Origin of the sequence: Rhodococcus sp. KRD162, assembly GCF_017168335.1 — a bacterium.
Lineage (GTDB): Bacteria > Actinomycetota > Actinomycetes > Mycobacteriales > Mycobacteriaceae > Rhodococcoides.
The window spans coordinates 1-19281 of sequence record NZ_JABFAU010000003.1 but is presented as its reverse complement, the minus strand read 5'-3'; the positions used below and the strand labels follow the sequence as shown (position 1 = coordinate 19281).

Genomic DNA, 19281 nt, shown 5'->3' with positions numbered 1-19281 from the left:
GGGCCGGAACTACAGCGGCATTGCCCACATCGAGCTCGATCGCTCCTTCAATTCGGTGCAGTTCGCGTGCAGGGCGCTCGCCCGCTGGTAGAACGTCTGCAGCGGCGCAGCGGGTGGAGCGGCCTTCGGTGCCGGGGCCGCCGGGAGATCGCTGAGTTCGAGCGCGGCGTCGAGGGCTTCTTCTGCCTCGACGCGTCGGGTGCGTGCCAGGTTCGACAGTGCGAGCTGGTGAATGGTTACCCGATCACCGGACTTGCCGTCCAGCGCGGCCAATCGGGCGACCGACGAATCGAGCTCGTAGACCTTCGAGGCCAGCTGATAGATGCTGGGACGCTCGAGTTCTGCGTCCACCAGACCCGGCGCGGCCACGGTGCGCCTCGAAGTCACGAGTTTCGTCGACTTCTCGGGCTTGTCGGGCATCGTGGTCTTCGCTGCCGACGGCCGCTCCAGCAACTGCTCGAGCTCTGCCACCTCCCGGTTTGCCACTTCTCGGTTCGATGCGGTGTCCTTGGCGGGAGCAACGAAAGGCACGATCGGCTCGAACGCGATGGTCGCAGAGCTCGTCGCCGATGCCCGCTTCTTCGACGGGATCAAGACTGCCACGATCACGGCGCCGACTCCGAACACCACCGCCGCCACCACCGAGGTGTGCGCCACCGCAGTCCCGAACGCAGCGACAGCGTTGGCCTCCAGGTTGTCGGCGAACCCGCTGAGGAAAGCGTTCTGTTCACGAATGATGTCGGACACGATCACTGCGCCTGCGAGCGAATCCTGCGAAGCAGCAAGCCCTTCCGCGGCTTGTCCGGTGTACTGGCCGTTCGGCTGCTTACCGGGGAAGGTCTGCAGAAATCCGTCGATCCCGTGGCGATACGACGCTGCCAGCACCGACCCGAGTACCGCGATGCCCAGAGATCCGCCGAGCTCGAGAGCGGTGTCGTTGAGGCCGCCACCCACGCCGAGCTTGCTGTCCGGAAACTCGCCCATGATGGCATCGGTACAGGGCGAGACGGACAGTCCGATTGCCAGGCCGAGCATGCTCAATGCGGGCAGGAAGTCGTTGTATGTTGCCGACGGGTCGATCCCGATGAGCGAGACGACCGACAGCGTCCCCACGATCATCCCCGCGGTCACCGTGACGCGTGGTCCGAGCTTGGGTGTGAGCCACATCGTGATTCCGGATCCGACGAACACCGCGCCGGCCAGCGGCAGCAGATGCACGCCCGTCGACACCGGCCCGTAGCCGAGAGCGAATTGAAGATACTGGGCGACGAAGTAGATAGCGCCGAACGTGACGAGAAAGAACACCAGCACCGCGAGGGTCGCACCACTGAGGATGCGGGAAGAGAACATTCGTACGTCGAGCAGCGGATTGGGATGTCGCAGTTCCCATCCGACGAATCCCAGAACCGACAGCAGTCCGACGAGCCCGAAATACAACGGCCCGACGGTCCAGCCGAAGTGCATCCCCTCGATGATGGCGTAGACGATGGTCGACACGGCCAGCACCGACAACAATCCGCCGATCCAGTCGATCGGTCCCGGAGCGACGGCCCGCGACGGCGGAACCAGAACGACGGCTCCGACAACGGCCGACAATGCAATCGGCACGTTGATCAAGAATGTCGAGTGCCAACTGAAGCTCTCGAGGAGCCAGCCGGCGAGGAGCGGACCGGCGGCGATCGCAAGTCCGGAGGTGGCAGCCCACACGGTGACAGCGGTGGCGCGTTCCCGCTTCGGGAACGTGGCGACCAACAGCGACAAGGTCGCGGGCATGACGATGGCGGCGGCCACACCCATGACGATGCGCGCCAGGATGACGCCGACCGTTGCCTCGGTGAGCGCCCCCGCGATCGACCCTGCCACGAAGACGATCAAGCCGAGGATCAGCGCCCCGCGGCGGCTGTAGCGATCGCCGATCACGCCACACAGCAGCATCAGCGATGCGTACGGGACGGTGTAACCGTCGATCACCCACTGCAGGTCGCTACTGGACAGGCGCAGGTCGAGTGTCATCGACGGGGCTGCAACCAGCAGCGAGGTATTGGCCATCACCACGATCAGCAGGCTCAGGCACAGGACTACCAGCGCCGACCAGCGTCGTGGATACGGCCTGCGCATATCTTCGACAGGCGTCATCGCAAGTAACGTCATTGTGTTCCCCCCATTGGCACGGTGCGACACACCTTGCACAGTGCTGTGCAGCTTAAGAATGATCGTCTAAGATCTGCAATCTTTTGTGGCGGCAACCACACTCCGCGTCCGCGATCGTGCTAGATGTTGAATCGTGCGCAAGACGACGGAGTCCAGGTCGAGTACACGGGATGCCGCAGCGCCGCCCGTGCAACGACGCGACGCTCGGTCGAACCGAGCGAGAATTCTCGATGTGGCACAAAGGGTCTTGGCAGACAATCCGGATGCAACCATCAACGATGTTGCTGCCGCGGCAGGGGTGGTCCGGCGAACGGTGTACGCCCACTTCGCATCGCGGGAGGCGTTGATCGACGGTATCGCGTTGGAAGCAGTGGAACGCATCTCGGCGGCCCTCGCCCGCGTTCCGGCTGCGGACGAATCGGCGGTGACGGTGTTCGTGCGGCAGACGCTGGCCCTGACCCGCGTCGGCGATCAGTACCGCCTACTCCTTGCGGTTGCGCGAACAGATTTGGGTCACAACGGTATTCACGATCTTCTCGCACCGATGCGAGAGTCGGCAGCCGCTGTCATCCGGCGCGGCCAGCGCGAGGGTGTGTTCTCGTCGTATCAGAACGCGGACGTGCTCATCCTCAACATCGAGGCCATCGCCCTGTCGATTCTCGACGCCACCAATGCCGCATTACTCACCGATCCGGCCGGTGCCACAACGACATCGAGTCTGGTGTTGCTGGGCATCGCCCCGGACGAGGCCGAACGCATCGTGGCCGACATCCGAGCCTCCGACTCTCCTACTCGGGCCCTCTGACCGACCCGGGCCACTTCGAAACGACGAATGCCCCGCTCGATGTGCATACTGCACCGAGCGGGGCATGTCGGTCGAGTGACGGCCGAAGCCGAACGATCAGGGGGCGGGGACGAATCCTGCGCCGAGTCCGTTGCCCTGATCGACATTGCGAAGGATCGCGTCGAAGTTGGTGCCGACCTCGGGGCCGAAGCACGCCACACCGAGGTAGGCGTTGACCATTCCCACGAGCGTGTTGCCGACGACGACCGGGCTGCCCGAGTCGCCTTCGACGACGCACAGCTGAGCCCACGTCTCCTGTGACTGCAGGATGTCGCCGTACGCGAGGCCACAGGTGTTGCCCGTGGTGCGGCCTTCCTTGCAGACGATGTTCGGGAACCCGGTGGGCGGGCCGACCTGAGAGATGGTCACATTGCCGACGCGGTTGATCGGTGCGACCTTGTCACGCTGGAATTCGATGACCGCGTAGTCGTACTCCGGGTTGGAGAACGCGATACGGCCGACCTCGCCGAGGGAGGTGTCGTACTCGGGAACGATGGAATCGCCTGCGCGACCACAGTGGCCGGCGGTGAAGCCGACGAGATTTCCACTGCGATCGTTACCGATCGTCGTCAGCGTGCACTCGGCCTGACCTCCGACGATGATCCCCGAGCCGCCGCCGAGAGCAGCTGGAGCGGCCGCGGATGCGGTCCCCACGCCGACGCTGGCTACGACTGCAGCCGCCCCCACGACGACGAGCATGAATTTCTTGAACATGTACTCCCTCTCAGCGGTGTCGGCAGAACAGTAGCAACAACAGGTGTACTTATACGAGCGAGTAGCTCATACGTCCTGCTCGAGCGCGGCAAGCGTGGTGCGCGCTTCTTCCAGTTGCCTGCTCAGTTCTGCAACGCGGACCGCTGCCTCCTCGCGCGCGTGAGAGATGACGGCTTCGACGGCATCCCGAGCGGTGGGATCGCCCAACTCGCGGACGGCGCGGCTGACCGACTCGGGGCTGACCGGCTGCGCCTTGGTTGGCCGCTTCGCGCCGTGGGTGACGGTGACCGACCAATCGTTGTCGGCCCCGGCATGAATGGTGACACTGACTCCGCTCGGAGCCTTCTTGGCTCGACGCGCAGTCTCGCGGCGGGGAGTCTGCGGTGGCGTCTGCCCGGCCGTGCTCGCTCCGGAGGCAGTCTTTCTGGCCGCTGCACGCGGCTTGTCCTCCACCGGTACGGCCCGGCTGTCCGCCGAGACAGCCTTCGGTTGCGCCGTCACGGACGCCGCGGTGCGCGTCGAGTCGGTGCGCGTTGATGGGGGTGGCGTCGACGCAGCCGCCACTTTTTTGGCGGGCACCCTCTTGGCCGGCGCGGCAGGGGTTGCCGCGTTGCGCGTGATCCGCAGTTCCTCGGCCTCGTAGGGCAATTCGTCATTGACACCCTTCGGACTGATGGTGACCGTCGTGCCGTCGATCGACACCACCTTCGCCGACGTTCCTTCTGGTAGGCCGAGGCTGGGGTTCGGTTCGCGGAGATACACAGTGGCCCGGCGGCCATCGGCGAGAGCCGCGGCGAGTGTCGCCAGATTCTCGGGCGTCAACGAATCGTGCGCGGCGCGCCCACGAGGTGGCATCGAAAACCGGCCTTTCTCGAAAGTGTTTGCGAATACTGTTGCACAGATGGGCAGACAATGTCATGGCCCGGGTCACGACAGAATCGGGGCCCCGGCGTGCGGAGGCAGCGAACGGCCCCGAGGAGAGAAGCGATCCTCCGGGAATGGAGCGGCGGAAATCGCCTGCGTCGACCCGGTTCAGCGGTGGGAAGGCGCGACTCGACCGATGCACGGTTCTCGGATTCACCGAGCGAGGCCCTGCGAGATTCCACGTCGGCCAAGTAAGTGGAACTCAAAGTAACTGTTACTTGGATTTACACTTAGATTTGGTGGTCGAAACGACCGATGAAATCGACTGTATACGACAGCCTTCCCGAGCGCCCTACGAGTCCACTCGACGTGACATCGACTCCCGAGTACCCGCGAGTAGCCGTCCGCAACAGCACCGAAGATTTCGCCTCCGGGCCACCTCGCCGAACCGCCCTCGCGGCCGGTATCTCCCGCGTAGCCTGGCGACGTGCCTTGTTGTGGAGGTACGGAACAGGAGCCTCGATGTACCACCTCGACGCGAACGAGCAATCACTGAGCGACGGGTCGCACGTATATCTACTCGACGCCACATCCACCCTCGAGGTTCAGGCACTGAATCAGTGGATCGACGCCACCACACCCGAAGGGCAACCGCGCCCGCCCTCGGTGGTGCTCACCGGTGAGGCGAGAACCTCACTGTCGGACAGTGTCCGCGGGTACGCCGACGATCCCCTGCTGATCCCCCTGCGCGTCACATTGTCCGACCGCAAGAGCGGCATCCTGCACCGCATCTTCGCGCCCCGAGGTCGTTCCAAGCCCACGCAGGTGTGGCAGCGTTGGGTAGCCGGCGACGATCCCGATCATTCCGCGGTTCTGGTCGGCGAACCGGCAACCCTCAGCGATCTGAAGGATCGGTTCGAGCGCGGCGGTGGCACCTCGTTGTCGTCGTTCATCCTGCGTCAGGCCAGTCTGGCACTGGACAAGGCCGAGCGAGGCGTCATCGGCTCGGAGTACAAGATTCCGCGATTCGTCGTCGAGGACATGACGGAGCAGAAGAAGTTCCACGACGGCATCACCGCACTCGCGGACGAAGTGGGCCAGGACCGCGAAGCGGTCGACACACGCGTCAACGAGATCCTCGGCGAGATGGTGGCCACCGAGACCCGCCGGGCAGTGGAGATGTGGGGAACGCTCGGCGCGTACTTCTCCCGGGCCTACAAAGTCGACGTCGATCGGGCTCAGTTGCAGAAGGTCCGCGATCTGAACAAGAACTATCCGTTGGTGTTTCTGCCCAATCACCGTTCCTATCTCGATCCGCTGGTGCTACGTCCTGCCCTGTTGGCCGAGGGTCTGCCACTCAATCACGTCATGGGCGGCATCAATGTCGGCTTCTGGCCGTTGGGTCCCATCGCCAAACGCAGTGGCGTCGTGCTCATTCAACGCAAGTTCTCCGACGCGATCTACAAGTGGACGCTGCGGCAGTACATGAGCTTTCTGCTGAGCAAGCGATTCAATCTCGAGTGGTACATCGAGGGTGGCCGCAGCCGCACCGGAAAGCTCCGCCCGCCCAGGTTCGGCCTGCTGACCTATTTGGTCGACGCCCTCGAGTCGAGCGACGCCGAGGACGTCTATCTGGTTCCGACGTCCATCACCTACGACCGTCTGCACGAGGTCGGCGCGATGGCCGAGGAATCACACGGCGCGAAGAAACAGGCCGAGGGAATCCGGATGGCCATCGGATACATCCGCGCGCAGGGAACGTTGCGCGGCAACGTGTATCTCAATTTCGGAGAGCCGATGTCGGTGGCCTCGATCGTCGCCGAGAACACCGACAAACGAGTGGCCGTGCAGAAGATCGCATTGGGTGTGTCCCACGCGATCAACGACGCGACCCCGGTCACTCCGGCCGCGCTGGTCACCATGGCACTGTTGGGTATCGAGGACCGCGCCCTCAACGTCAACGAGATGTGGGCCATCATCGCCCCACTCGCCCGCTACATCAAGCGTCGAAATCTGCCCACCGCAGGAGGCGTCGACGTCTCCGACCTCGATGTGGTGCGCTCGGCCGTCATCGCTCAGGTCAACGCCAACGTCGTCAAACGATTCGACGACGGCCCCGAGCCGCTGTTCCATCTGGCCCAGGACAAGCACCTGGTAGCAGCGTTCTTCCGCAACAACGCTATTCACTTCTTCGTCATGCGCGCCATCGGGGAACTGGTGGTGCTGCCGACAGCCGGCGATTCGGCCCCCCTGACACAGGACACGCTGTGGCAGTCGGCATTGCAGCTACGCGATCTGCTCAAGTTCGAATTCTTCTTCGGCGACAAGAAGGACTTCGGCGAACGACTCGAATCCGAGGTCGATCTGATCGATCCGGACTGGCGAGCCAAGATAAGCGATCCCGATTATGCTGCGCAGCAACTCCAGTCGCAGGATCTCCATCTCGCGCACCGAGTACTGCAGCCGATCTTCGAGGCGTATCAGGTGGTGGCCGATCAGCTGATGCTGCTGCCTCAGAGCTCCGAATTCGACAAACCGAAGTTCATCGCCGAGTGCCTCGGTGCCGCACAGGCCAGGAGGCTTCGCCAACAACTCGATCACAGCGAGGCCATCTCCGGCGAATTGTTCGATACGGCACTGCAATTGGCCGATAATCGCGATCTCATCGATTCCACCTCCGACGGTATCGCCCGCCGCCGCAGGGAGTTCGCACTCGAGATCGACGAATGGGCCCGCAAAGTCCGCATCATTCGCGACATGGCCCATCGCATGCTGAATGAAGTCGAACCCCTCCAGGCTACCGAGGAGACCAATTCATGACTCAGTTCGACGATCGGCTGATCGCGATCGCCGCAGCACCACCCGGCCGAGACACCGTCGCATTCTTCGATCTCGACGGCACGCTGATCAATGGGTTCTCGGCCCGCGCAGTGTTTCTCGAACGCCTCAAAACGCTCGACGTCACCGTCAAGGAACTGTGGGAGATCTCGAGCGCCGTCGTCGAGATGCGCATGCGTAACTCACCCGTCGACAACCTGATGGGCAAAGCCGTCCGCGGCCTCGAAGGCCGCCGAGAAGCAGACCTGATGGAGCAGGCATACACCCTGTTCCGCAACGAAATCGCACCGATGATCTACCCACAGGCCCGCGCGCTCGTCGAAGCTCACCGGCACGCGGGTCATCGATTGGTGATGGCCACCTCGGCCACGCCGTACCAGGCCATCCCGGTGCAGCAAGACATGATGTTCGAAGAACTGCTGTGCACCACCCCCGTCGTCACCGACGGAATCCTCACCGGCGATCTGGTCGGCGAATCACTGTGGGGTCCACGCAAAGCGCAGGCGGCGATCGACTACGCCGAGCGGGAGGGCATCGAGTTGGCGGGTTGCTTCGCATACTCCAACGGCGGTGAGGACGTGCCGCTGCTCGAGGCCGTCGGTCGACCCGTCGCCCTCAACCCCGATCCGGAACTGCAGCGCTACGCGGCGAAGAAGAACTGGCCGTCGCTGACGTTGGACAAGCCGAAACGCGGTACCGATCTCACCTCCGCCGTCCGGAGCTCGGCCGCTCTGGGTTCGGTACTGGCCAGCGCATCGATCGGCCTCGGGCTCGGAATTCTGACGCGGAGCCGCCGCACCGGCGCGAACATCACCAGCACCATCGCACCGGACATCGCATTGACCATCGCCGGTGTCAAGCTCGACGTCACCGGTACGGAGAATGCGTGGTCGGCTCGGCCCGCAGTATTCATGTTCAATCACCAGAGCACCGCGGACTCCATCATCGTCACATCGATCCTTCGCCGCGACATCACGGCAGTGGCCAAACGCGAACTCGAACGCGATCCACGGTTCGCGCTGCTGGGCAGGATGTTCGACGTCGCATACGTCGATCGTGGTGATCCCTCACAAGCGCGAGAGGCGATGCTGCCCGCCATCGAGAAGTTGCACAGTGGCATTTCCGTGGCCATCGCGCCCGAGGGAACGCGAATGCCGACCTCGCGTCTGGGCCGGTTCAAGAAGGGCGGCTTCCACCTGGCAATGCAGGCAGGTGTACCGATCGTTCCCATCGTCATCCACAATGCAGGGGACGTGATGTGGAAAAAGGATTTCACCGTCCATTCCGGTACCGTCAAGGTCACCGTCGGCGAGCCCATTCCCACCACGGATTGGATACCCGACAATATCGACGCCTACGTCGACGATGTCCGTTCCTATTTCGACAGAACGTTGGGATATGCCTGAGAATCAGATCAACTCGGTGGTGCAAGCGGAGATCGAACACAATCTCCTGGGCGGCACACCGAAGTACAACCGCGCCGACATCGTCGAGAAGTCGGGGCTGCCCCTCGAGCGCGTCATCGCCCTGTGGATCGGCATGGGCTTTCCGATCCACACCGATACCGAGGCCGTGGTGTACACCGACGCCGATCTCGAGGCGCTCGAGCTGATCACCGGTCTTTCCGAGCAGAAGGTCATCAAGCCCGAGATGGAGGTCGCGATCGCCCGCACGCTCGGACAGTCGATGTCCAGGCTCGCGGAATGGCAAGTGGGCGTTGTGAACTCTCACATCCTCGAGCGCATCACCAACAGCGACGAGGACAAGAACGACATCGCCGCGATCCGGCGCAACGCCCGAGACATCGCAGCCGAGACGGTACCCACCCTCGAAGCCCTCCAGGCCTATACCTGGCGCAGGCATCTGGCCGCGGCCGCCGGGCGCTCCATCGCCGCTCCCGACGACACCGCCGACAGCCCCACCATGGCTGTCGGTTTCGCAGACATGGTCGGCTACACCAGCCTGACCCGTCGACTCGACATCGGCGAGCTGACGACGCTGCTCGAGGAATTCGAGTCCCTGGCCACCAACATCATCGCCCGTGGACGGGGTTCGGTGATCAAGAACGTCGGCGACGAGGTGATGTTCAGCGCGCAGACTCCCGAGGACGCCGCTCACATCGCTCTCGACCTGCAGGACGCCTTCGCCGAACAAGAGGACATGCCAGACCTGCGCGTCGGGCTGGCGTGGGGGCCGGTCCTGGCCCGATACGGCGACCTGTACGGATCGGTGGTCAATATCGCTGCACGCCTTACCAGTTCGGCCAATCCAGGAACGACGCTCGTCGATACCGTGTTGACCGAGGAACTGCGCCACGACTCCGAGTTCTATCTCAAATCGATTCGATCACTGCGGGTCAAGGGTTTCCACAAGCTCAAGCCGCATGCCTTGCGTCGAAACAAGCGCGGAAGTCAACGAAGCGAGGAGTAGAAGTCCACGTGCCTGCGCGCGGCCTCGTCCCAGGTGAGACTGTGCGCCAGCAACAACCCCGGTGTCGGATCGGGTGGCTCGACCAACGCACGTTCGATCTCGATCGCCATCGACTCCACCGATGATGCGTACGTAACACTGTCTGTAAATACTTCTCGCAGTACCGGCAGATCTCGGGCGACCACGGGGGTCGACGCAGCGAGCGCCTCCATGGCGGCAAGTCCGAAGCCCTCCTTCGTGGAGAAGAACGGCAACACTGCGGCCTGGGCGACGAGGTGCGGCAACTCGTCGTCGTCGACGGTACCGAGGATCACCGGTTCGACGTCCAATTCCTGTGCACGACGGTCGAACTCCGCTCGGTACTCGCGATAGTCGAACAGGGTCTCGCCGCCGGCGAACACCAACTGCAGTTCCCCGGTGCCTGCGTCCGACCGCACCTGAGCGAATGCGTCGAGCAGATCGAGGCTGCCCTTGCGTGGCTCGATCCCGCCCACTGCCACCACGTAGCGACCGAGCTGGGCGCTCCAGTGGGAGCGTCCCGATCGCGCGGCCGCCGCGAATCGTTCGGCGTCGACCCCGTTGGGGATCACCGTGGGCTCCACACCCCATCCGCGTCGAACATCGTTCGCCACCGCTGCCGAGACGCAGATGCGCGCATACGGCACCGTGATCGCCCGCTCGTGGCACGCCGCCAGCTCGGGGGTGGTGAACTCGTCGAGGTGATGGATGGTTCTGACGCATCGGCCCGCGGCATTGGCCGAGATGCAGTCCTGGGCATGAACGATGTCGTACTCGTCCGGGGTGAACGCCTGTCGTAGCACGGCGATCGATCGTAGGATCCGTTCGCCTACGCTCTCACCATCGCGGTGCTCGAACGCCACCATGCGCACGTCCACGGCCGGGTCCACCGGACGGAAGAACGCGCTGTCACCGCCTCGGCCGAGAGACCACACCGCGACGTCCTGCCCGGAGCGCGCCAGTGCCTCGGCCAACGCCAGGGTGTGCACCACTCCGCCGCGTGGCTTGGAGGAGTACGTGAGCAAGGCGATCTTCACTGATCCGGCTTCTCCTGCAACAGGTTCGGGTAGGCATCCACGCGGCGTTCGGCGAGGTGATGCAGACCCCGCCTGGCACGGTCCACCTCGGCGTCGACGTCGATGTCGTGCACGGCCAGACCACCTTTCGACCAGGTCTTCGCCAGGACGTCACCGCCGGGCCCGACGATCTTCGCCTGCCCCAGAAACCGCAGAGATCCCATCACCCCGGTCTGATTGGACGACACCAGCACCACCTGATTCTCGGCGGCTCGGGCGGCGTCGTACAGATCGAACAGTCGGGACTGCCGATCGTTGGGCAGCGAGGACGCGCGATCGGTGACGCTCGCCGGCCACGCCGACAGCGCCGCAATGATTCTCGCGCCGTCGAGCGCCAATGCTCGCGCCGATTCGGGAAACGTCTTGTCGTAGTCGATCAGCATGCCCATCCGCCCGACCGGAGTGTCGAAGGCCTCGAAGCGATCTCCGGCGGCGTAGGCGAGCGACTCGCCGAGCGGTTGATGGACCTTACGGTGACTGCCCAGGATCCCGTCGCCGGTCAGGCAGGCTGCAGCGTTGTACCGCAATCCTTTCGACAACTCGGTGTAGCCGATACAGATCGTCATATCACCGGCTGCCGCGATGATGGCAGCCAGTTCCGGACCGTCCGGATCGAGAGCAGGCGGTAGTTCCGCCGGGTCAGGATCGCTGAGACTGTTGATGTAACCCCCGAGGGATGCGTCGGGCAACACCAGCAGGTCGATGCCCTCCCGAGCCGCGCTGGAGATGATCGTGGTGATCTTCAGCACGGCCCGGTCGACGTCTCGGCCGAAATGCGCTGCCAGCGCACCGATCTTGATGGGGGCCACGATCAGTCAGACCATCTGACTCTGCGGTTGCGCTGAGTTTCTGGAGTGCGCCGCGCTGACCTCGAGTCCGATCTGATCGGCCAGGAAGGCGGCGTCCCTGGCAACCGAGGCGAAGCGTCCCGAACCCCACGTGTGCTGCCACGGTAGCCCCAGAAAGTACAGACCGGGGACGGCGGTGACCCCGCGGTTGTGAGTCGGATGCCCTTCGCCGTCGAACGCGCCGATCTCGAGCCACCGATAGTCGGTGCGGAAGCCCACCGACCACACGACTGCCCTGATCTCGCTCGTGGCGAGGTCGAGTTCGGTGGTCTCGGTATCGGGACGCCACACCGGCACGTAGCGCTCCTCGGTGGGAGCGTTGATTCCCTCGCGCTCGATGTACGCGTCGATGTTGTCCTTGATGCTCTCGGCCACTCGATCTGCAGCATCGAGTGATGCCTCCAGAGTCGGTGCGAACCGCAGTACCCCGTTCTCGACTCCCAGCAGTCTGCCGTAGAGCTGCATCCCCTCGACGGCGAATGCGCGCAGGTCGATGTCGCGACCACCGTCACGGCCGGTGACGTAGTGGTTGGTGTTCTCGCGTTTGCCGACGCCACCGGGTTGATCTTCGATGGAGACATCGTACGTTCCCATGTCGTGCAGCCAGGCGACACAGTCCCGGCCGCGATAGAAGCGAGCGACACGAGGCGCGGTACCTGCCACCAGGTGCACACGTCGACCGTCGAGATGCAGGTCCTCGGCGATCTGAGCACCCGACTGGCCCGTACCGACCACTAGCACGTCGCCGTCCGGGAACTGATGTGAGCCGCGGTAGTCGCTGGAGTGGATCTGCACGATCTCCGATGGCATCTTCTCGGCGAACCGCGGGATGACGGGGATGTGGTAGCCACCTACCGCCACGACTATCTGCTCGGCGTGCATCGGACCCGCCGAGGTCTGTAGCTCGAAGCCGCCCTCTCGGCCCTGCCGTGCGGAAGTGACCGAAACATGTTCCAGCACCGGCGCATCGAAGCTCTCCGCATAGCGCCGCACGAAGGCATACACCTCGTCACGCTGCATGAATCCGTCGGGATCGTCTCCGTCGTAGGAGAATCCCGGCAGTGCGCACTGCCAATTCGGAGTCACCAGAGTGAAGTTGTCCCAGCGCGAATCCTTCCACTCGTGTGCCACGGTGTCGCGTTCGAGGACGACATGGTCGATGCCTCGCTGGGTCAGGTGCCAGCTGATGGACAGCCCTGCCTGGCCGCCGCCGATGACGATCACAGTGTGATGATCGGCTCCTCTGCTGCCGCTCATAGCAATTCAGCTCCTGACATGCTCAGCACTCGAACGGCACCGTGCTCGTACGAGGTACTGACGCCGTGAATCTCCGCCATCTGTTGCGCTGCCGAGGTGCACCGCATGCCGAACTTGGCGAGCACTCGATCGCTCGCCACCGTCAGCGCCTCCGAGGTTCGCTGCACGAACTCTGCCACCGGGTACTCCGCGCCGGGAGTCAGATAGTCGTGCATGACCAGTGACGGTGAGTAGCAGGACTGCTCGCGACCATCGGGCCACCGAACGACGAACGACATCTCAGGCATGGACCGCCTCCTTGGTGATGGTCCGGTAGACGGCGGGTCTGCGATCGCGCAGATTGAACATACCGCCGCCACGTGCGGCACCGATGAGCCCGGCGACATCGACGGTTGCCGTGGCCAACCCGGGCTCCACACCCGTACCGGCGAGGATCTCTCCACCTGGCCCGACGATCTTCGCGCTGCAGACGAATCGCAGAGATCCGAAGGTGCCTGCCTGATTGGCAGCGACCCAGACTATCTGGTTCTCGAGGGCGCGAGCCCGGTCGTAGATGTCGAATCGCTGTTTCCAACGATCCTCCTCCATGTTCTCCACCGTCGCGGTGCGGGCTGTCGGCCATGCGGAGATCGACGCGACGATCTCGGCACCGTCGAGTGCCAGTTCTCGTGCAGCCTCGGGAAATCCCTTGTCGTAGCAGATCTGCATACCCATCCGGCCGACCGGAGTGTCGAACGCGGAGTAGCTCTCTCCCGCGTCGTAGCAGAGGTTTTCACCGAGCGGTTGATGCACCTTGCGGTACGAGCCGAGGATGCCGCTGCCGTCGACGGTCACTGCGGCGTTGTACCGGGTGTCTCCGTCCTTCTCGCAGAACCCGAACGTGATGACGGTGTCGCCCGCCATGTCGATGACGCGTCTGATCTCGGGACCGTCGAGTTCCAACGCAGGAGGCAGAGCTCTGCGCCTGCGCTCACGCGATTCCTCGGTCTCGTCTCCGCCGCCGAGGCTCGGCAGATATCCGCCGAGGCAGGCCTCGGGCAGCACCAGCAGTTGGCTGCCGCGGTTGCGAGCTTCTTCGAGCAGTGCGGCGATGGTGGCGTACCCCTGTTCCATGTCGCGACCGAACTCGGCCGCGGCGACGGAAATGGTGACGGGCTTCGGGTGGGTGGTCATGCTTCTCCCAATCCGGTCACAGTGGATGTGACCGCGCGAGTGGTGATTCCATCGGGCCATCGCAGCGCGACACCCGGAATGTCGGTGAGCTCTCCGCAGACTGCGGACAGTGCAGGTCCTGACGGTGCGGTAGCTGCACCGGGACGGTCCGCGGTGATCATCGCGAACCCTGGAAAACACGTGATCCATTCGCCCATCGACGCGGCGTCCGGCTTCGGTATCGAGGCGATGTCCAGTACGGCACCCGTCCCGCTCGCCTCGGCGAGCATTCCGGTGGTACCGGCCAGCCCCGCCATCGAGACGTCCTTCGCGGCCTTGGGTGCGGCGCGGGAAACGAACGAGGCCATTGCCGTGAGTTCCTCGGTGTTCCGTCGCGAGGACGAATCCCATTGCTGACCATGGTATCCGCGTCGCCATTCGCCTTCGATGTCCGCGGTGAGCGTCAACACATCTCCGACGCTTCCGCCGCCTGCCCGTATCGGTCGCGAGGTCCGTCCGAGTGCGGTGACCGACAGCGACGACGGCACCCCGGCCTGGGTGTGGCCGCCGAGCACCGGAACCTGCCATGCCGCAGACGCATCGGCGAGACCGCGGATGATGCGGGTCAGTCGACTCCGAGTCGGGGCTCCGACGGAATCGAGCATTCCGACAGCTTCTGCGCCCATCGCCGAGAGATCGTTCAGATTGACCAGCGCCGCGCACCAGCCGGCCCACTCGGGATCGCGATCGACCATGGAAGGGACGATGGCATCGCACGCGGCGATCATGTCGCTACCCGGCACCGGAACTCCGTCGTCGCCGCGAAAGCCTCTGGCCCCGAGTCCGAGTGGCTGCGCTCGCAGTGGTGCGAGCACCCCGGCGAGCATCGACTTGGTCGTCGAGACGAGCCGTTCGATGCGGTCGATCGGCCAGTACATCGCCACATGTGGGGTACCGGCCACCTCGACGTCGCCGCGCCTGACCCAACCGAGTCGGGTGAACAGTTGCTCACTGCGCTTCTGCACCGTCGCGTCGAAGCGAAGCACCCCGCGGCTCTCGGCATGTGCGCAGGCGGCACGAACCAGGGCAGGCCCGACGCCGGAAGTGCGCGCCGCGGCAGCGACGACGAGGCGGCTTCCGGACCACCACCCCAGATCCGTTGCCGTGCAGGGTGCCAACCGTACTCCGCCGAGTACGACGCCCTCCCGGTCGAGTGCGACCAGCACGACCGTTCGCGGATCGTCGTCCACGTCGTCCCGGTCGGTGCCGGCGAACAAGCCCTGCTCGGCGACGAACGTTGCTCTTCGCAGCGATCGATACGCATTCGATTCTGCTGTACCGGTGCATGGTTGGACGATGAACTCGGGCTCCACACCACGGTGTGCCGTGCCCGACAGCCCCGCGGGATCCTGCACGTCCACGCGGTACATCTCAGCCCCCTGCATTCTGTAGGACGCTGCACGCACCGCAGGCCGCGCATCCTGCCTTCTGGTCCGCACCGAGCATCGACGCCGCCTGAAGTTCCTTGGCTACGCGTCGGGTCACGCTCTCGAGAACGTCGGCGGCGGGTGCCGTCGCGCGATCTGCGTCTGCGGCCAAGGTTCCGGCGAGCGGTCGGAACGGAACGACGAAGGGGTACACGCCCATCTCGATGAGTTCGGCTGCCCCGGAGACCAACTCGTCCGGATCCTCCCCGAGACCGACCAGAATGTACGTCGAGACCTGATTGCGGCCGAAGATTCGCACAGCTTCTTTCCATGCCGCGCGATACTCGTCGATCGACACCGATGCCTTGCCCGGCATCCATCGTCGCCGAACCTCGTCGTCGAGCGATTCGACGTGGATGCCGATGGATTCGGCTCCGGCGTCGTACAGATCCTGAATGGACGTCAGATCACCGGGCGGTTCGCACTGCACCTGAATCGGGAGCTGCGGAACCACAGCCTTGATGGCACGTACGCACCGAGCCAGATGACGGGCACCGCGGTCCTTTGCCGCCGACGTACCCGTCGTCATGACCATCTGGGTGACCCCGTCCAAGCGCACCGCCGCCTCCGCGACCTCGGCCAGTTGCGCCGGGGTTTTGACGGCGATGGTGTCGCCTGCCTCGAGGGAAGCCTCGATGGAGCAGAAGCGGCACCGCTGATCGGCGTCGTAGCGGATGCAGGTCTGCACCACTGTCGTCGCGAGAACACTGGAACCGTGCAACTTCGCGATCTTGTCGTAACCGATACCGTCGGAGGTGACGAGATCGTAGAACTTCGGCCGTTCGACGGCCGCAACATCGAGACCGATATCGTTGCCGTCGAACAGAACTCGACCATTTTCGAGAACGTACGGACTCAGCGGATTGCGCGGGATGGCCGCGCCGAGGCCATCGATGGTGACATGCCCGTCATCGCTCGGCCCGGCGCCTGCCGTTCTCGAGACCGGCGTGGATCCTCGGATTCCGAGCAACGCCAGATCTACCCGCGTACTGACCGACATGATGAACTCCTAGACCATGTAGGTCGAGTTGATGATGGCACCTTTGCGCGCGTAGTGAATCAGCGCGTCTTGCACATCGAGGGGATGAGCCGGGATGACGCCCTCGATGAGGTCCTCTTCACGACCGCCGTGCAGAGCCAGTCCGAATCGGCAGCAGAACACCGTGCCACCCTCGGCGATGAACGTCGCCAAGGAATCGTTGATGTTCTGCTCGCCGGGAAAGCCGGAGTCTCCCGTCGTCGGAAATCCGCGAGTAGCAAGGCAATTGATGGCTCCGGGACCGTAGAAGTACATGGCCGACTCGAAGCCCTTACGTAGAGCGCGGGTCGCCTGGAGCACCGCGACGAACGACACCGAGGACTCGTGGGCGATACCGTGCACCAACGTGAAGTAGCTCTCACCGTTCTCGGCCTTGTAGTCGGGAAAGATCTTGGTGGAGCCGTAGATGTTGCTGCCCTTGGGAAGTGACGGGTGCGGGATCTCTTCGAGAGACTTCTTGATGTTCTCGGCGATGGTCTGATCGATATCTGACACGGATGTCTCCTGAGGTTCGCAGAGCGGGCTGGATGCGGTGGACACCGATGGCCACCTGAGGGAGAGAAGTCATGTCCGGCGAGAGAGCGGATCCTCTGCGGCCATGCAACAAGTACACGACTCATCCATTTCCCATTGGTCACGTACGGAATAACGCCGCGTTTCGAGGGCCTCACAGTGTTGACGTGGCGTTACGCGGATAGTGTGGAGGCGGAACCACCCATCCACCACGACCTTGACGAGGAACTCGATGATCGGCGCCGTCACCGGCTTGTTGTACGCGTTGTCCCTGGTAGTGGGCATCTGGGTGCTCGCGAAGCTCATCTCCAACCGTCCTGTGCTGTTGAAGAACAAGTCCGATCGGGCACTGTTCTGGACGATCGCTGCCACCGAGGCCGTCGTGGCGCTGCAGGCAGTGATCGGGTTCGTCCTGATGTTCACCTCCGATCGCGATATTCACCGACTGACGTTCGGTTCGTATCTCGTCGGACTGCTGTTTCTACTTCCACTCGGCACGTGGTGGTCGCTGGGTGACCGTTCTCGCGGCGGCACAGCGGTTCTGCTCGTTGCCGTCCTCACCCTCGCAGCCATGGTGCTGCGCCTGAGCCAGATTTGGGCCGGATATGCCTGACAGTCTCCAGCAAGCGACGCGCACCGGTTTCGGGCGCTTCCTCATCGCCGTCTACGCCGTGTTCGCCGTCGCCGCGACCTCGCGCTCGATCGTGCAGCTCACCACCCGATTCGACGAGGCACCCGTCGCGTACCTACTGTCGGCATTCGCAGCGGTGGTCTACATCGTGGCCACGTTCGGTTTGGCCAGAGCGACCGAGGCTTCCCGACGCGTGGTGACGGTGTCCTGCATCATCGAACTCGTCGGCGTCATCGGAATCGGGACTCTCAGCTACATCCAGCCGCAGGACTTCCCGGAGCCGACGGTGTGGTCGCACTTCGGATCCGGCTACCTCTTCATCCCGGTAGTGCTGCCCATCGCGGGGCTGTGGTGGTTGCGAAAGACTCAGCAGCGCTGACGTTCGACACCTGCCCGCGCAGGCGGTCCCGCCACTGTGGACGGCGCCCCCGCTACCTTGTTCGTGGGTCTGAGACCAGGCCCACGGTCGCCGGTCCCGGTACGACTTCTTCCCGTCCCGATCAGGCAACCACAAACTCGAACGGGTGTTGTTCCTCTCGGCGTTCGCGGCCCTGCACGACCCCGACTCTCGCACCTACAACGACCGAACAAGAGCCGAGGGCAAGAAGCGCAACGCCGCGCTCATCTGCCTTGCCCGACGACGCTGCGACGTCCTCTACGCGATGCTGAAAACCAAGCAGCCCTACCGAATCCCGGATCCCGTCGCCCCTCGAGCCTCGGCGCGCACGAGGTCATAGACATAGGATCGTTCGCCCTTACGGCTCACCCACACGCCCTCGGGCGGCAGGTCACCTCGACCTGCCGCGTCGAACGGACGGCTCGACACCACACCGGCCGCATCGCACACCACCCAACCGAAATCAGGCAGTCGTCGACACCACATATCGAGGTCGACCCGCTTATACGACAGAAACCCGTCAGCTTCTCCGTCGCGGGCGAACTCGTAGGTCAACCCGTCCATACGCCGCACGAACCGAATACCCGACATAGCGCCATCCTGGCCGACGATCCCGATCTCTTCAACCAACGACCGGCGTTGGGCTCGACGAAAACCATAGGGACACCCCCGGGCAGCACCGGGAGTTCATCGATGCCACCCGCGAGGGCATTCACATTCACAGCGTGAAATCGCGCAGGCGGACAGCCTGACGCACCTTGAATGCCCGCGCAGGACGCCTATCACGAGCTGCCGACAAGAACGTGCTCACGAATAGTTCTGCAGGGCAATAGTTTTCGATTTGACGATCATTGCGACTCGAACACCAGTTCGATACAATTGAGTCATGACGACGGAGATCTGGCAACTGAGCGAGGACCAACTCCTCGCCGACGCCGCCGCGGTCTCCCACCAGATCCAGTTGCTCGAAGCCCGCCGCATCGCCCTCGTCGCCGAGATCGACACCCGCGTCACCCGCGAGA

At 63.9% G+C, this 19281-nt stretch carries 18 protein-coding genes and 1 pseudogene; 7 read left to right on the top strand and 12 right to left on the bottom strand.

The window, feature by feature from the left end; genetic code table 11:
• Positions 1 to 9: 9 nt before the first annotated feature.
• Positions 10 to 2151 (bottom strand): MFS transporter, encoded by a 2142-nt coding sequence (locus J1M87_RS02575; RefSeq protein ID WP_206487515.1) that lies wholly within the window; start codon positions 2149 to 2151, stop codon positions 10 to 12.
• Positions 2152 to 2383: 232 nt separating this feature from the next.
• Between J1M87_RS02575 and J1M87_RS02570 the strand changes: the two genes are divergently transcribed.
• Complete coding sequence (locus tag J1M87_RS02570) at positions 2384 to 2956, top strand: TetR/AcrR family transcriptional regulator (protein WP_206487513.1); 573 nt, start codon at positions 2384 to 2386, stop codon at positions 2954 to 2956.
• Positions 2957 to 3052: 96 nt separating this feature from the next.
• Here J1M87_RS02570 and J1M87_RS02565 read toward each other — a convergent pair whose 3' ends face one another.
• The gene (locus tag J1M87_RS02565) at positions 3053 to 3709 is read right to left on the bottom strand and encodes a serine protease (RefSeq protein WP_206487511.1); all 657 of its coding nucleotides are present in this window, start codon (positions 3707 to 3709) and stop codon (positions 3053 to 3055) included.
• Positions 3710 to 3775: 66 nt separating this feature from the next.
• Complete coding sequence (locus J1M87_RS02560; protein WP_206487509.1) at positions 3776 to 4564, bottom strand: DUF6319 family protein; 789 nt, start codon at positions 4562 to 4564, stop codon at positions 3776 to 3778.
• A 324-nt stretch (positions 4565 to 4888) separates the two neighbouring features.
• Between J1M87_RS02560 and J1M87_RS02555 the strand changes: the two genes are divergently transcribed.
• Genes J1M87_RS02555 through J1M87_RS02545 form a run of 3 tightly spaced genes read left to right on the top strand, consistent with a single transcriptional unit; the run spans position 4889 to position 9841 of the window.
• A complete protein-coding gene (locus tag J1M87_RS02555) occupies positions 4889 to 7393 on the top strand; it encodes a glycerol-3-phosphate 1-O-acyltransferase (protein WP_241256284.1) in 2505 nt (834 codons plus the stop codon).
• Positions 7390 to 8817, top strand: coding sequence for an HAD-IB family hydrolase (locus J1M87_RS02550; RefSeq protein ID WP_206487507.1), 1428 nt, complete (start codon positions 7390 to 7392; stop codon positions 8815 to 8817). Before J1M87_RS02555 ends, J1M87_RS02550 begins: the two co-directional genes overlap by 4 nt.
• Complete coding sequence (locus J1M87_RS02545) at positions 8810 to 9841, top strand: adenylate/guanylate cyclase domain-containing protein (RefSeq protein ID WP_206487505.1); 1032 nt, start codon at positions 8810 to 8812, stop codon at positions 9839 to 9841. Before J1M87_RS02550 ends, J1M87_RS02545 begins: the two co-directional genes overlap by 8 nt.
• Here the strand turns inward: J1M87_RS02545 and J1M87_RS02540 are convergent.
• Genes J1M87_RS02540 through J1M87_RS02505 form a run of 8 tightly spaced genes read right to left on the bottom strand, consistent with a single transcriptional unit; the run spans position 9823 to position 17213 of the window.
• Positions 9823 to 10896 (bottom strand): MSMEG_0565 family glycosyltransferase, encoded by a 1074-nt coding sequence (locus J1M87_RS02540; protein WP_206487502.1) that lies wholly within the window; start codon positions 10894 to 10896, stop codon positions 9823 to 9825. The genes J1M87_RS02545 and J1M87_RS02540 overlap by 19 nt on opposite strands.
• A complete protein-coding gene (locus J1M87_RS02535) occupies positions 10893 to 11744 on the bottom strand; it encodes a carbon-nitrogen hydrolase family protein (protein WP_206487500.1) in 852 nt (283 codons plus the stop codon). Before J1M87_RS02535 ends, J1M87_RS02540 begins: the two co-directional genes overlap by 4 nt.
• A gap of 6 nt (positions 11745 to 11750) precedes the next feature.
• A complete protein-coding gene (locus J1M87_RS02530; protein WP_206487498.1) occupies positions 11751 to 13040 on the bottom strand; it encodes an MSMEG_0569 family flavin-dependent oxidoreductase in 1290 nt (429 codons plus the stop codon).
• The gene (locus J1M87_RS02525) at positions 13037 to 13327 is read right to left on the bottom strand and encodes an MSMEG_0570 family nitrogen starvation response protein (protein WP_206487496.1); all 291 of its coding nucleotides are present in this window, start codon (positions 13325 to 13327) and stop codon (positions 13037 to 13039) included. The genes J1M87_RS02530 and J1M87_RS02525 overlap by 4 nt, the downstream gene beginning before the upstream one ends.
• A complete protein-coding gene (locus J1M87_RS02520; protein ID WP_206487491.1) occupies positions 13320 to 14213 on the bottom strand; it encodes a carbon-nitrogen hydrolase family protein in 894 nt (297 codons plus the stop codon). Before J1M87_RS02520 ends, J1M87_RS02525 begins: the two co-directional genes overlap by 8 nt.
• Positions 14210 to 15637, bottom strand: coding sequence for an MSMEG_0567/sll0787 family protein (locus J1M87_RS02515; RefSeq protein ID WP_241256283.1), 1428 nt, complete (start codon positions 15635 to 15637; stop codon positions 14210 to 14212). Before J1M87_RS02515 ends, J1M87_RS02520 begins: the two co-directional genes overlap by 4 nt.
• Positions 15624 to 16679 (bottom strand): MSMEG_0568 family radical SAM protein, encoded by a 1056-nt coding sequence (locus J1M87_RS02510; protein ID WP_206487490.1) that lies wholly within the window; start codon positions 16677 to 16679, stop codon positions 15624 to 15626. Before J1M87_RS02510 ends, J1M87_RS02515 begins: the two co-directional genes overlap by 14 nt.
• Before the next feature lie 9 nt (positions 16680 to 16688).
• Entirely contained in the window at positions 16689 to 17213 is a 525-nt protein-coding gene (locus tag J1M87_RS02505) for an MSMEG_0572/Sll0783 family nitrogen starvation response protein (protein WP_206487488.1), read from the bottom strand.
• A gap of 250 nt (positions 17214 to 17463) precedes the next feature.
• Between J1M87_RS02505 and J1M87_RS02500 the strand changes: the two genes are divergently transcribed.
• The 3 genes and pseudogenes from J1M87_RS02500 to J1M87_RS02490 all read left to right on the top strand — a co-directional run.
• Positions 17464 to 17844: a hypothetical protein gene (locus J1M87_RS02500; RefSeq protein ID WP_206487483.1), complete on the top strand. Its 381-nt coding sequence runs from the start codon at positions 17464 to 17466 to the stop codon at positions 17842 to 17844.
• Positions 17837 to 18241 carry a hypothetical protein gene (locus J1M87_RS02495; RefSeq protein ID WP_206487481.1) on the top strand — a complete coding sequence of 135 codons (405 nt, stop codon included), beginning with the start codon at positions 17837 to 17839 and terminating at the stop codon, positions 18239 to 18241. The genes J1M87_RS02500 and J1M87_RS02495 overlap by 8 nt, the downstream gene beginning before the upstream one ends.
• Positions 18242 to 18353: 112 nt before the next feature.
• Positions 18354 to 18599 (top strand): annotated as a pseudogene (locus tag J1M87_RS02490) (IS110 family transposase); the annotation flags it as partial.
• On the opposite strand, the gene J1M87_RS02485 reads toward J1M87_RS02490, so the two are convergent.
• Complete coding sequence (locus J1M87_RS02485) at positions 18545 to 18850, bottom strand: hypothetical protein (RefSeq protein ID WP_206487479.1); 306 nt, start codon at positions 18848 to 18850, stop codon at positions 18545 to 18547. The pseudogene J1M87_RS02490 and the gene J1M87_RS02485 overlap by 55 nt on opposite strands.
• Positions 18851 to 19281: the final 431 nt, after the last annotated feature.

Coding starts and splice junctions, on each gene's coding strand:
- J1M87_RS02525 (WP_206487496.1), bottom strand. CDS start 13,327: ATGCCTGAGATGTCGTTCGTCGTTCGGTGGCCCGATGGTCGCGAGCAG.
- J1M87_RS02515 (WP_241256283.1), bottom strand. CDS start 15,637: ATGCAGGGGGCTGAGATGTACCGCGTGGACGTGCAGGATCCCGCGGGG.
- J1M87_RS02565 (WP_206487511.1), bottom strand. CDS start 3,709: ATGTTCAAGAAATTCATGCTCGTCGTCGTGGGGGCGGCTGCAGTCGTA.
- J1M87_RS02495 (WP_206487481.1), top strand. CDS start 17,837: ATGCCTGACAGTCTCCAGCAAGCGACGCGCACCGGTTTCGGGCGCTTC.
- J1M87_RS02545 (WP_206487505.1), top strand. CDS start 8,810: ATGCCTGAGAATCAGATCAACTCGGTGGTGCAAGCGGAGATCGAACAC.
- J1M87_RS02485 (WP_206487479.1), bottom strand. CDS start 18,850: ATGTCGGGTATTCGGTTCGTGCGGCGTATGGACGGGTTGACCTACGAG.
- J1M87_RS02555 (WP_241256284.1), top strand. CDS start 4,889: ATGAAATCGACTGTATACGACAGCCTTCCCGAGCGCCCTACGAGTCCA.
- J1M87_RS02530 (WP_206487498.1), bottom strand. CDS start 13,040: ATGAGCGGCAGCAGAGGAGCCGATCATCACACTGTGATCGTCATCGGC.
- J1M87_RS02575 (WP_206487515.1), bottom strand. CDS start 2,151: ATGACGTTACTTGCGATGACGCCTGTCGAAGATATGCGCAGGCCGTAT.
- J1M87_RS02550 (WP_206487507.1), top strand. CDS start 7,390: ATGACTCAGTTCGACGATCGGCTGATCGCGATCGCCGCAGCACCACCC.
- J1M87_RS02500 (WP_206487483.1), top strand. CDS start 17,464: ATGATCGGCGCCGTCACCGGCTTGTTGTACGCGTTGTCCCTGGTAGTG.
- J1M87_RS02520 (WP_206487491.1), bottom strand. CDS start 14,213: ATGACCACCCACCCGAAGCCCGTCACCATTTCCGTCGCCGCGGCCGAG.
- J1M87_RS02560 (WP_206487509.1), bottom strand. CDS start 4,564: ATGCCACCTCGTGGGCGCGCCGCGCACGATTCGTTGACGCCCGAGAAT.
- J1M87_RS02510 (WP_206487490.1), bottom strand. CDS start 16,679: ATGTCGGTCAGTACGCGGGTAGATCTGGCGTTGCTCGGAATCCGAGGA.